Source organism: Vibrio sp. 1402 (assembly GCF_033340275.1).
Map to the genome: position 1 here is coordinate 237292 of NZ_JAWOWE010000004.1, position 13359 is coordinate 250650.

At 44.3% G+C, this 13359-nt stretch carries 12 protein-coding genes; 2 read left to right on the plus strand and 10 right to left on the minus strand.

Annotation, left to right across the window (positions count from 1 at the left end; genetic code table 11):
* Positions 1–63 precede the first annotated feature (63 nt).
* The 8 genes from R7044_RS10140 to R7044_RS10175 all read right to left on the minus strand — a co-directional run bounded on the left by R7044_RS10140 (position 64) and on the right by R7044_RS10175 (position 7952).
* Positions 64–537, minus strand: a complete 474-nt coding sequence (locus R7044_RS10140; RefSeq protein ID WP_033905624.1) for a DUF2947 domain-containing protein — start codon at positions 535–537, stop codon at positions 64–66.
* 13 nt (positions 538–550) lie between these two features.
* Positions 551–1138 (minus strand): HD domain-containing protein, encoded by a 588-nt coding sequence (locus R7044_RS10145; RefSeq protein WP_225455552.1) that lies wholly within the window; start codon positions 1136–1138, stop codon positions 551–553.
* Position 1139: 1 nt separating this feature from the next.
* Complete coding sequence (gene rimJ / locus R7044_RS10150) at positions 1140–1724, minus strand: ribosomal protein S5-alanine N-acetyltransferase (protein ID WP_005376916.1); 585 nt, start codon at positions 1722–1724, stop codon at positions 1140–1142.
* Positions 1725–1760: 36 nt separating this feature from the next.
* On the minus strand, positions 1761–3305 hold the full coding sequence (tyrR, locus tag R7044_RS10155) for a transcriptional regulator TyrR (protein ID WP_017820442.1): 1545 nt from the start codon (positions 3303–3305) through the stop codon (positions 1761–1763).
* 100 nt (positions 3306–3405) lie between these two features.
* Complete coding sequence (locus R7044_RS10160; protein ID WP_225455553.1) at positions 3406–4446, minus strand: YcjF family protein; 1041 nt, start codon at positions 4444–4446, stop codon at positions 3406–3408.
* Positions 4443–5819: a YcjX family protein gene (locus tag R7044_RS10165; RefSeq protein WP_033905625.1), complete on the minus strand. Its 1377-nt coding sequence runs from the start codon at positions 5817–5819 to the stop codon at positions 4443–4445. Before R7044_RS10165 ends, R7044_RS10160 begins: the two co-directional genes overlap by 4 nt.
* A 255-nt stretch (positions 5820–6074) precedes the next feature.
* A complete protein-coding gene (locus R7044_RS10170) occupies positions 6075–6260 on the minus strand; it encodes a hypothetical protein (RefSeq protein WP_005376906.1) in 186 nt (61 codons plus the stop codon).
* Positions 6261–6434: 174 nt separating this feature from the next.
* Positions 6435–7952, minus strand: a complete 1518-nt coding sequence (locus tag R7044_RS10175) for a fumarate hydratase (protein ID WP_005376905.1) — start codon at positions 7950–7952, stop codon at positions 6435–6437.
* A gap of 270 nt (positions 7953–8222) precedes the next feature.
* Between R7044_RS10175 and pabB the strand changes: the two genes are divergently transcribed.
* A complete protein-coding gene (gene pabB / locus R7044_RS10180; RefSeq protein WP_017820445.1) occupies positions 8223–9587 on the plus strand; it encodes an aminodeoxychorismate synthase component I in 1365 nt (454 codons plus the stop codon).
* Positions 9588–9952: 365 nt separating this feature from the next.
* Here pabB and R7044_RS10185 read toward each other — a convergent pair whose 3' ends face one another.
* Positions 9953–11653, minus strand: a complete 1701-nt coding sequence (locus R7044_RS10185; RefSeq protein ID WP_225455554.1) for an ATP-binding protein — start codon at positions 11651–11653, stop codon at positions 9953–9955.
* 7 nt (positions 11654–11660) lie between these two features.
* Complete coding sequence (locus R7044_RS10190; RefSeq protein WP_005388282.1) at positions 11661–12200, minus strand: heme NO-binding domain-containing protein; 540 nt, start codon at positions 12198–12200, stop codon at positions 11661–11663.
* A 231-nt stretch (positions 12201–12431) separates the two neighbouring features.
* Here R7044_RS10190 and R7044_RS10195 point away from each other — a divergent pair, with 231 nt between their 5' ends.
* A complete protein-coding gene (locus R7044_RS10195) occupies positions 12432–13031 on the plus strand; it encodes a CoA pyrophosphatase (RefSeq protein ID WP_005376901.1) in 600 nt (199 codons plus the stop codon).
* The last annotated feature ends 328 nt before the right edge of the window (positions 13032–13359 follow it).

A 13359-nucleotide genomic window follows, 5' to 3' on the forward strand; every position in this document is an offset into this window, starting at 1 on the left:
GTCCATTATCCAGCCTTTAGAAAAACAAAGCCACCTCGAAAGGTGGCTTTGCTTTATAACTCGTTATTGACGAACACCGAGTTTCACATTGCCTTTTGAATCAAACCAAAGTGCTTGTGAACGGCGACGTCCTATTAGTATCGGACCATCGTCATAAAAGAGAAAGTTCTTCCAGTGCTTTTTAAAAATAGACCATTTCGTTTCGATGACATTGTACTTCTCGTAGCAAAAGTAAACGGTCACATCGTCTTGCCAATCGATATGTGCCTCAACTTCCGCTAGCATGTCAGGATCATCCGACTCCCAGGCAGCCATCCAATCCACAGTTTCAGACCAATTCGCCTCATTCATTGGCCAGTCTTGGGAACTAAGTCTATCCATATCAGGGCTTTGAGCACTGATATTTTCTTTCCAAAATTGTGCTGAACGGGCTTGGCTCATCGGCTTAATAAAAGCCAAATCTTCTTCTGGCATAGGCATCGACTGATGCGTAAAAATCCATTTTCTTTGGTATTCATCCAAAGGCAAATAAGACATTCAGTCTCCTTTATTACGATTTCAGCCAACCTTTCTCTGTGGCTTCTTCAATCAACTCTTTCGCTTTGTCCCATAAGGTAACAGAGCCAAATTCAATTCGTTTATTAATGGTAAGTGCTTGTTCGCGTGAGACACCATGTTCCTTCCAACTCTGACCATTATTATGGTAGTTCAAGAGCATTGGAATTAATCGATCGAGTGCTTTTGCATACTCAGCATCATCGGTCTGCGCGGCTTCAAATTCATGCCAAAGCGCCAATAGCTCTTGCTCCTGATCGCTGGGTAACATACCAAACAAGCGCTCTACAGCTCTAATTTCTTTTTCTGCTTGCTCTTGAGACGCAGCAGTATCATAAACAAAGGTATCGCCCGCGTCGATCTCTACTACGTCATGTATCAATAACATTTTCATCACTCGGCAAATATCAACAGGTGCATTCGCATGCTCTTCCATCAATATTGCCATCAGTGCGACATGCCAACTATGCTCACCACTATTTTCGAGGCGCCCTTCAGCACTTTTAACTCGAGTTCGGCGCAAAATGCTTTTGAGTTTATCGAGCTCGATTACAAGTGCTAACTGCTTTTCCAATCGTTCCATACTATCGCCCTTCTGGCTGCCAATTCGGATTAATAAGCGACGTTAGAACGTGGTCTTGCCACTCACCATTAATCAAAAGGTAATCTTTTGCATACCCTTCTCGGTTGAAACCTACATGCTCTAGCACAGCTTCACTGCGTTTATTGTGAGGCATGTAGCCAGCTTGAATACGATGCAGTTTCTGAACGTTAAACATGTAGTCGCAAGCCATGGTTAATCCACGACGCATATAACCATGCCCTTGCGCTTTTTCAGCGAGAGAATATCCGACGTTACAAGAATAAAAAGGAAAACGACTCAAACTACTAAAGGATATCGTACCTAGCATTTCACCCGAAGAGGCTCTGACTAAAAGGCAATAATACCCCAATCCCATTCGATGCAGCTCATTGAGCTTGATAAGCTTTTGCAACCAACCGTTCACTGAGAAAAAAGCCTCTTCACGTTTCGGTTCAAACGGTTTCAGGTATTCTCGGTTGGCTTGAAAATATTCGGCAATCATATCTGCGTCACCGATTTCAGCGGTACGAAGAAGCAAGTCACCGTCCAACTTATGAACGGCGATAGATGAGCTGTTATCTTCCATTACAAATGATTAATTCCGTCTTTTCGTTCAATTCGATTAATTCTTACGTATACCGTAATCACGCAGTTTATTAGCGATTGAGGTATGCGATACATTCAAGCGCTTAGCAAGCTTGCGGCTTGATGGGAATGACTGATACAAACGTTCCAGAACTTGAGATTCATAATCACGCATGATCTCATCCAAAGAACCGTCGATGTTAAGCGTTGCACTACCAGCGCCGACTGACTGAGGCTGAGGTAAATTGAAGTGATCCGCGTTTAGTATATCACCATCCATTTCCGTGAGCGCTCGAAGAACCATGTTATCCAGCTGGCGCATGTTTCCTGGCCACTGATAATTTGCAAGGGCATCAACTAGACCATCATCAAACTCTGGCTTATCAATCCCAAGCTGTTGAGCATGTTTCGCCACAAACAACTCAAGCAATGGTGCAACGTCGTTTGAGCGCTTACGTAACGGAGGAATGCTGAGCGTAAGTACGTTGAGACGATAATACAAATCTTCACGGAACATTCCTGCTTCAGAAAGCTCGGCAAGGTTATGTTTTGTTGAAGCGATGATACGAACATCGACATGCATCTCATCTTCTGCACCGACACGACGGAAATTACCATCCTGTAGAAAACGTAACAGCTTGATTTGAAGGTGCGAACTCATTTCACCGATTTCATCAAGAAATACCGTGCCGCCATTTGCTTGCTCAAAGATGCCTTTGTGGCCTTGTTCATGATTGAATGAACCCGGCGCATGACCAAAAAGTTCGGTTTCTGCTACATCGTCAGGCATAGAAGCACAACTCAAAACTAGGAATGGCTTGCTCGCGCGGCTAGAACGGCTGTGGCAAGCTTTAGCAAGCATTTCTTTACCAGTCCCCGTTTCGCCCTCAATCAACAATGGTTGGTCAAGCACAGACAGCTTCTTAGCTTGGTTCATTAGTGCTTTATGACGGTTCGATATACCAACAAAGTGCTCAAAACCCAGAGGATTATGCAGCGGTAGTGCTTCTTCAATTCTGGCAACTTGCTGACTAGAGCGAATCGTCATTAGAGTACTCGCTAGAGTCGAGTTTTGCGCTTCGTCTCGGATATAAACGGGCATCAACTCTAGAACATAGTCCAAGCCATCAATCACAAGGTTTTCCCGCGTTCGACCATTAACACCTTCAGACCAACGAGAGAAACGAACACTTGGTAACAAAGCACCGATTTGAGTACCAATCACTTCTTGCTTGTGAAGGCCAAGCAATGAAAGTGCAGACATGTTTGCCATGTCTACGGCACCTTTAAGATCAATGGCAAAAACCGGATCGGGCAAGTTATCAACTAACGAGAGCAGCTCCGTATTGTGGCGCTCCATCGGCATAAACTGGATTTTACGTACGTCTTTCACCCCCGGAATACGGCGGATTTCAGCCATCAGCTCACTAAACGTATCAAAATCAATATCCGGGCAATTCAAATAGATAATACCGCTAATATCGATTTCGATACCACGCAAGTCGATGCTTTTAGACGCTAAAATATCGAGCAGTTCTCGGGTCAAGCCGAGTCGATCTTCACATAAGACTTCAAGACGCACTTAAAATATCCCAATTCACAACTGTCAGGAAAAGTTGACAGTAGTTTCTATCATGCTTGGAATGGCGTCAAGCAATCCTATCCATCAAAGTTGATATTCGTTACGGTTTCATCGTAATTGATGCAACTTTCGCCGCCACTGCCTTGCGTATGGTGCCCAACTTAACCTGACGGTCAGGATACCAGGGTAGTGGACGCAATAAGGTCATCGCTTTCAAGCCCAAACGTGCCGTTAGAATACCAACACCTAGTCCCTGCCCTGCACGAGCAGAAACTTTGCCAGCAAGATCCATCGACATCAAATCCATACTGGCATCAATAGCGAGCTCACTGGCTCCAGCCGCCGCCATATTGACAAATACCGCTCTTAGTAACTTGATGCGAGAGGCATAACCTAGCTCTACCCCATATACTTTGGAGAGGTTGTCGATCATTTTGAAATTTCGCCAAGCCACCAGCAACATATCAGCGGCAGCCAGAGGGCTCACGGCGACTAGGGCCGCACACTCGGTTGCGTGCTGTGATACGATTTTCGTTGCCAACTTGTCTTGTTGGCTCACCACCATCGAGTCATACATATCAAGAATTTCAGCGTCACTATGAGCAGGGTTAATACTGTTCTGCCAACGATCAAAGCCCGGATTCTCTGCCATCACACCACTTTGTTCTGCTACGGTTTCGCAAAAGGCTTTCCCTTTCCCAACGCTCTCACTATTAACAAGTGCTTCTGCTTCATCTTGAACACTAAAATGATTTCGTAGTTTTCGCAGTTTCCAAAGCTCTTTACCCATAGCTCCTAAACCAAGCGAAGCGATCGCAGCAATAAACCCCGTCCAGCTTAAGGCTAGCCAATCAGAAGCCTGAATTGCGGTTATAACCGAGTCCACCGCTTGCCAGCCAACCAGACCAGCAAAAGTTGCAAATGCGCCAGTCGCGAGCCATTTTCTGCCCGATTTTGGACGAATGACATGCTCGAGTTGCAATTCCTGTTCGGTCTCCTGGTGCGCTTCTTTAACTTCAACAGGTACAAATGTTTCTTTTTCGCCGAATGTTTGCTGCGCCGTCAATTCCGGTTGATTCGATTGCTGCTCTTTTTCCATTACCTTTTCAGAGAAAACTTGTTTTTGCTTCAACTCACTCATTTCAATTTATCTCCAATCAGGTAATCCAATGCTTTGTCTAAGCGTATGTGCTTCACTGGCTCATCATTCGGTAAGGGCATCGGACGAAACGACGTAAAATCAAACCCGTTGTTTTGCCAATACGCTGCATTTGGTAGCTTTTTCGGCACCTCTCCGGGAAACATAGTCATCGGCTCACCACCCAATGTTGTTCCTTGTAACGCCGGTATGGTCTTATCTCCAGAGGAAATAAACCCCGTCGTGGTTGCTTGGATGGAAGCGATACTCATGCAGCTCATCTCAATATTCTCGTAGGCTGCCGTTTGCCATGCTGGATGCACCATTTGTTGGAGCAGAGACACCAAATTTGGGTGCTGATCGGGCGTGATATGATCCGCTTTTGTAGCAGCAAACAACACTTTGTCGATTTTTGGTGAGAACAAACGACGCAAAAAGCTACTACGACCATAGCGGAAGCTATGCATGATCTGTTCTAGCGCTTGGCGCATGTCGTAAAACGCTTCATCACCGGCATTGAGAGGCTGCAAACAATCCACCAGTACAATCTGGCGATCGAAGGTCGCAAAATGATGCTTATAAAACGCTTTCACGACTTTCTGTTGGTATTCCTGAAAACGGGCTTCTAACATCGCTAAGTTACTGCCCTTGGACGCTTTGCTTTCCGAATCAACACGACACGGAAAAAACTGTAGCACCGGCGCGCCTGCTAGCTCACCAGGTAATACAAAGCGGCCAGGCTGAACCCAATGAAGGCCAGCGTCTTTACAGGCATGAAGGTACTCGGTGTATGTGTGTGCAACTTTCTCAAGTAGTTTCTCATTCACTTCTGCAAAGAGATCCACTTTCTCCAGTTCAGAAAGCCAAGCTTTGGCTAAATCGCCACGCTGGCCTTTAAGTGCATCAAACTGAGTTTGCGACCACGTTGCAAAGTCCATGTCCAATAAAGGCAGGTCGAGCAACCACTCTCCTGGATAGTCGATAATATCAACATTTAAAATTGCGGTTTTACTCAACAGCTTTTTCGTAGTTTTATTTGGTTTGTACTTGAGCGCTAAGCGAATCTCACTCACATCACGTGTCGGTACTGGCCACTGAGGTGGAGTGGCATGAATTTGGCTCATCGCCTCATCGTAAGCAAAGCGTGGCACCATCATATTCGATTGAGGCTCACGCTTCGCCCCAATAAGGCGCTTATCTCTAGCCGCAGTCAAAAGAGGCAAATTGTCATGGGTTGCAGTATGAAGAAGCTGATTCACTAATGACGTGATGAATGCCGTCTTACCGGCACGAGAAAGTCCGGTGACAGCAATTCGAACATTAGAGTCCATACCTCTGTTGATAAAGTCATTAACTTCTTTCTTTATTCTCTTCATTACGCTTCTTTATCTTACTCCACTTTAAAACAACGTTGTCAGCGACTTCGAATTTCGATCTATGAATACTGTTCTATCCCGAATTCTATGAGTTTAACTTTATATACCTTAATAAAAGATGAACAAAACATCCGGCTTAATGCTGTGTTAAAAAAGAAAAGCCCCTGAGTGGTTCAGAGGCTTACTTAATCTACAGCATTAGTAACTCTATATGCGCTGATTACTATGTTAAACAGGAACCCGCTTTCTTTAAGCCTAGTCGTCTTCGATTAACTTATAGATAACAAATAGAGCGATTTCCAAAATCAACCACAACACACATGTGATGGTCACGTACTTTTCATCAAAGATGCTGATACCGTGAAGAATCAAGTCATAGCCAACAAAGCCACCTATCACTACAGCAAGAATAATTTGTAGAATCTGAATAAAACGAGGCATGCCGTCTCCTAATTATTGTTCGCATAACGTTTGATTGCTATGCCTAAAGGTTTATATCCTTAATTATATAGACAAAAAGTGCAGGTTTCGCTGCACTTTTGTCAATTGTTTGCTAGGTAAATCAGCACCTTGTCACATTCTCTCTACTGAGACGCAGCAAGATTGCCCTTTGCCTTATGCTTCCATCTCTTGAATTTTCACTTTCCAAGTGTCTGGACCAATTTGGTGCGCGTTAACACCATTTGAGTCGACGGCCACTGTTACTGGCATATCTTCAACTTCAAATTCGTAAATCGCTTCCATACCTAAATCTTCAAATGCGACAACGCGAGCTTTCTTGATTGCTTTCGCCACCAAGTACGCAGCGCCACCTACAGCCATTAGGTAAACCGCTTTGTGATTCTTGATAGATTCAACCGTTGCAGGGCCACGCTCAGCTTTACCGATCATGCCCATGATGCCGGTCTTTTCTAGCATCATGTCGGTGAATTTATCCATACGCGTTGATGTTGTTGGGCCAGCAGGACCAACGACTTCATCACCAACTGCATCGACAGGGCCTACGTAGTAAATGAACTTACCGTTTAGATCTACGCCTTCAGGTAGACCTTCACCGTTATCTAGCATGCCTTGAATACGTTTATGCGCAGCATCACGACCAGTCAGAATTTTACCTGATAGAAGAACCGTTTCGCCTGTCTTCCACTCTTGTACTTCTTCTTTAGTAATTGTGTCTAAGTTTACGCGACGCGTATTTTCGCCCGCTTCCCAAGTGATATCTGGCCAATCTTCTAGTTTAGGTGGTGTTAGCTCTGCTGGGCCGCTACCATCAAGCGTGAAGTGTACGTGACGAGTCGCCGCACAGTTCGGGATCAAACAAACAGGCTTAGAAGCCGCGTGCGTTGGCGCAGTTTTGATTTTAACGTCGACAACAGTCGTCAAACCGCCAAGACCTTGCGCACCGATACCAAGTTTGTTCACGCGATTGAAGATATCCAAACGAAGCTCTTCTTCTGCGTTTTGTGGGCCACGGTCAATAAGCTCTTGAATATCGATGTGTTCCATTAGAGATTCTTTTGCCAATACCGCTGCTTTTTCAGCCGTACCGCCGATACCAATGCCAAGCATGCCAGGAGGACACCAGCCCGCCCCCATAGTTGGTAGCGTTTTTTCTACCCACTCAGCAATATCGTCAGATGGGTTTAGCATCACCATCTTAGTTTTGTTTTCGCTACCGCCGCCCTTCGCAGCGATCTGAATTTCAACTTTATCGCCCGGAACCATGTTGATATGTACGACGGCAGGCGTGTTGTCTTTGGTATTAATACGTTTACCAGCAGGGTCCATAAGTACTGACGCACGCAACGGGTTATCAGGGTTCGTGTACGCTTGTCGAACACCTTCATCTACCATCTGCTGAACCGTCATGTCGGTCGAATCCCATTGCACGCCCATACCGATGTTGACGAAACACGTCACAATACCAGTATCCTGACAAATTGGACGGTGACCTTCTGCGGACATTCGGGAGTTAATTAGGATCTGAGCAATCGCGTCTTTCGCGGCTTGACTCTCTTCGCGGTGATAGGCTTTTTCAAGAGCTTGAACAAAGTCTAGCGGGTGGTAGTAAGAAATATACTGTAGCGCATCAGCGACACTGCTGATCACATCCTGCTTGCGTATTACCGTCATTACATGCCTCGTTATAGTTATGCTTCCATTATTGGCTTAGCTTCAATCGTGTTTGTTGAGCTTATTGCTCTTTTGAGCTTCGTTTTTTATAAACAATTGTCGAACGGCTGATATCGACACACGAAATGCTGAAGTTGCCTACTTGTAAACCATCTCAAAACCCTATGAATAGAGGGAGTTTGGCTACACAGAGGAATATGATACTCTTGCTGCCCATGACATGCCATGCAGTGAACGATCTCTTTGTCACAAATTACACAAATGAACAACATGGACAATCAATTCATTGATTTTAAAGCGTTGGAATACGCACCAGAGTTTGCTCTTCACCTTTTTTCTCGCATTCAACACCTACCTTGGGCGATGTTGCTGCGTTCTGCATCAAAAACGCATATCGATAGCCGCTTCGATGTGTTGGTCGCCAACCCGATTGCAACGTTAGAAACCACTGCCGACAACACACAAGTTGAAACGCCATCGAATGCCTATTCAACTCAAGATGACCCATTCACGCTGCTTCATCAATTGCAAGAACAGTGGCTTCCTCACGTAGAGTTAAATAAAGAATTGGATTTGCCTTTTGTTGGTGGTGCGCTCGGTTACTTCAGTTACGATTTAGGTCGCCGCGTAGAAACGATGCCAGAAGTGGCAGAAAAAGATCTCAACACGCCGGATATGGCGGTAGGTCTGTATGAATGGGCCGTTGTTGTTGACCACAAGCTTAAAAAAGCATGCCTAGTTGGTCAGAATATCGAGCAAGCTTGGCAGTGGTTAAACGAGCAAAAAGCAGAACAAACCGTTGACTTCGCTTTGTCTGGTGCTTGGCAGTCAAACATGACGAAAGAGAGCTACGCTACTCGCTTTGACAAGGTGCAAGAATACTTGTTGAGCGGTGACTGTTATCAGATAAATTTGGCGCAGCGCTTTAACGCACCGTATCAAGGCAGCGAGTGGCAAGCGTATCTGAAATTGGAGTCCGCCAACCAAGCGCCATTCTCAGCGTTTATCCGTATGCCTGAGTCTTCGATTTTGAGTATCTCTCCAGAGCGCTTTTTAGAGCTCAAAGATCGCGTCATTGAAACAAAACCAATCAAAGGTACTCGCCCACGCAGCGAAGATCCAACGAAAGATAACGCTAATGCCCATGACTTGCAGACAGCGGAAAAAGATCAGGCAGAAAACCTGATGATTGTCGATTTGCTGCGTAATGATATTGGTCGAGTTGCATCACCGGGTAGCGTCCACGTGCCAAAGTTGTTCGATATTGAAAGCTTCCCTGCCGTGCATCATTTGGTGAGCACCATTCGTGCAAATTTGGATGAACAATACGCTCCTGCGGATTTGCTGCGAGCGTGTTTTCCAGGCGGTTCAATTACGGGAGCACCTAAAGTTCGCGCAATGCAGATTATTGAAGAACTGGAGCCGCATCGACGCAGCGCGTATTGCGGCAGTATTGGCTACATTTCACGCCATGGTCGTATGGACACCAGCATTACTATCCGAACTCTTGTAGCGGAAAAAAACAAACTTTACGCTTGGGCTGGCGGCGGCGTCGTGGCAGATAGCGATTGCGCCTCTGAGTATCAAGAAACGTTGGATAAGCTTTCAAAGATTTTGCCAGCGCTGCAATCGTAGGTTTCAACAGCACACAACGCCGCTTTAATGCTATTGACGAAAACAATCTAAAACGCCTCCAGAACGGATAATGCCGCTCATTTAACAGCGAGTGGCATATTTCTGTATCTCATCACCCTGCACAGCGACGAAGGAGCGTGATACAGGTTCTTCTATTCAAGCACTTTGTGGTCAAATTTGTTTCATTACCCGCTCATCGTGTTGCTACTAGATTCTTAGTCTCGCCAAGGCTCGCTAGAATGACCCAAAAAACATCGTTAAACGAGCGGCATTATCCAGTTTGGTGCGTTTTTTTGTGTGTTTTATTTGCATGTACTTTAGCTTTTAGCCGTTGGCCAACAAACATACTTTTTAAGAGGCAGCGTCTACTGCTCAAGCCACTTACACATAATCTGTTCGATATCGGTTGCGGTGTACGGCTTAGTGAGTATGTCGTCCATGCCTGAATCAATGCACTTTTGACGCTCTTCGATGGTAGTGCCAGCGGTTAATGCAATAATAGGATGAGTAAAGCCACGCTCTCTCAGATACATCGTCGCCTCATAACCATCCATTTCTGGCATTCGGCAGTCCATGAATATCAGTTCGTAGTCTTTACTTTTCACCGCTTCTAATGCTTCTTTTCCGTTGGCTTTTAAATCAGGTGTAATGTCGAGTTTTTTCAGCATTTGAGTAACAATGACTTGATTCATTCTGATGTCATCAACCACTAATATTGAGCGTCCTGCTAAATCGCTTCGCTCTATAGTGACCAATTCCCCCTCTGCTGTGCCTTGTGCTTGCCCTTCCTCAAGAGGAATAGCAACTTTAAAAGTTGTCCCTTTGCGCTCTTCACTCTCAAAGCTAATTTGACCTTGCATCAAATCCACGAGGTTTTTACAAATCGCGAGACCTAAACCTGAGCCTTCAAAGCTGCGTTTCGCCGAGCGATCAACTTGGACAAATGGGTCAAAGAGTGACGGCTGTGCTTTTATTGGGATGCCAATACCAGTGTCTTCAACCTCAAAATAAGCCGTGCCGTTAAGCCATTCCACACGTAACACGACACCACCCAAGTGAGTAAACTTAATCGCGTTTCCCACCAAGTTAACCAAAATTTGTGTAATGCGCTCTAAGTCACCGACTAAAAATTCAGGGATCCCCAGCTTTTTGTCGATAGAGAAATGGATGCGTTTTTCCGCAGCCTTAGCTGCAAATACACCCATGATGGCTTTTTCAAGCTCCTCCCAGGCAAAAACTTTATGTATGATTTCCATCATACCGGCATTCATCTTACTGAAATCAAGAAGATCATTAATGATAACTCTCAATAAGTCCCCTGATTGAGTCAAATTGCTCAAGTATTGACGCTGCTCTTCTTCTAATTGGGTTCGACTCAATAACTCCGCACTACCCAATACGCCATTGAGAGGAGTTCGCAGCTCATGGTTAATCATGGCGACAAACTCCTTCGTCGCTTTCTCTGATTCCTCAGCCCGCTTTCTCAGCTCGACCTCTCGCTCTAAACTTAAGTGTCGACCAATAACACCATGAACTAAGTCAGACACGAGCTCCATCTGTTTGGAAATAAAAGACTGATCGATTTGATCTTGCAACACAGAGAAAATCAACTCCCCAACCGTTTCCCCATCAATGATAACTGGCAAATGCAAATTCTCTCCCTGCCAATTAGGAGTGGTGAAAATCTCGTTGTTATGACGAAGCTGTAAGTGACCAAAGTGATGACGACGTAATGAGCTCAGCTTTGTAGCGTCAAGAAACAAGTAAGCCGCAGAAATGATCGAGTTAGAAGTGAGCTGCTCAATAAAGCTCGCTATCATTGCTTCATCGAACGCGCTCGATAAAAAAGTACGACCGAACTTAATCAACGTCGCATCAATTTGCTCTTCAAACTCAAACTTACGCAGATCCTTTTTAGATTTCAGCTCTAGCTTTTTCAATGCAACACTGAGTTGCTGGTTGGATTCATATAACTCTAAGCTTTTCTGTTCCAACAGCTGCTCAGCTGCTTTTCTTGATGCAACTTCTCGTTTGAGTTTCCTTTCTAATGAGGAACTTCCCGTCATATTGTTCTTATTGAGCCTCTAACCAAAAACGTACTTTGCTGCCATCTTCTGACTGGTTTTGATGTTTGATATGAACTACCTCACCAAAATGTGCAGCACAGCCTTTTATCAATCCTAAGCATACGTGAGACATACATCTTGCGCTGTGGTAGTCAAATACCAATTGGGATTGGTTTTCACTAATGAAATCAAATTGCGGAGGGTTAGCATCAGGATAGAGCTTCTTAACTTCGACATGAATAAAGTCTTCAACATGGCGAACAAATTGAAACGTCGTTTCACACTGTTGCAAACTGGCGTGACTAGGAATGGAGCGAAGTAAATTCAAAAAGACGCACTCTCCAAACACTTCTTGCAGTTGCTCGGGGGGAACACCAGATACTTTACTGAGATTCACGATCAACTTAACCAAGTCTTTGTGATCGTAACTACCAACAGCGGTGTAAACACCTTCATCGTTAGAAAGATCGAGAACTTGGTCTAACACATCAAGACCGAATTTCTCTTCCACTAACTCCATGAACTCGGTGAAAATAATCCCTTTCATTGGTCAATGCTTGCCCTATAGTGACGTCCTAAAATAAAGAATGGTGTATAACCTTATAAGTTTCAAATTAATATGTTCAAGCAGAGTGAGACACACAACACAAAGAGGGAAAGTGCTGGCGAGTGTTTTAATGCGAATGCTTTATTTGGTAACCAGTAACGATAACGCCATACGCTTTGCCGTCTTTGAGTATAATAAATAATGGTTAGGCACGATAAATAAGGACCCAGTTTGGTTATCGACAAAACTCATTTACTACAGAACTTTCAATTTCGGCTTCCAACGGGCTACCACAAAGAGTCCCTTGCACGACTGAAATGGATGAAAGAAAAGTCCCTGAGAGATGCGGCAGTCTTAATCGGTTTTGTGGAACGCGATGACGGGTTACAAGTCATTCTGACTAAGCGCGCAGCCCACTTACGCCATCATCCGGGACAAATCAGCTTTCCCGGTGGCAAATATGAGCAGGAAGATATTCAGCTCGTGAATACCGCTTTAAGAGAAACCAAAGAAGAAGTTGGGATAGAAGATGAGCATATTCATGTGTTTGGTCAACTGCCTACACTACCAACGATTAGTCAGTTTAATGTGACACCTTTTTTGGCTTTTGTTTCTCCGGAATATAAAACGCATATTGACCCAAATGAAGTAGAGTCAGTTTTTGAGGTTCCAGCCAACCATATTCTGAACCCCAAAAAATTGTATAGCACCAAATTTGACCTAAAAAGAAGCAGTCATCGTGTATTTGCTATCCCATATAGACAGCATTTCATCTGGGGCATGACGGCACAAATTATCGAATCAATGCAAAAACATATTATTTCACATTAAACAGTTGTTGATATCGGTGCTTTTATAGGCGCGATCATTATGCGCATCAATATTAATAAAACGTTGCTTCATAAACATTCATTCACATTAGATTAATTTTCCATTTTCACCGCAAACGCTTGCGGTGAAATAAATTTATACAAACAGCCCTATTGATAAGTTTTTCTAATTTTACTCATTAGCAGAAATCACGAGTAGCACATCATTTTCGTGATAAAAAGCAGGTTTTTGACATATCATTCAATAAGCGTAAGCAATAAATGATTTAGATCTAATTTTCCTAGTGTAAAATCTTGCAAAATTACTCCCGACTTATTTCCTGTTCCCA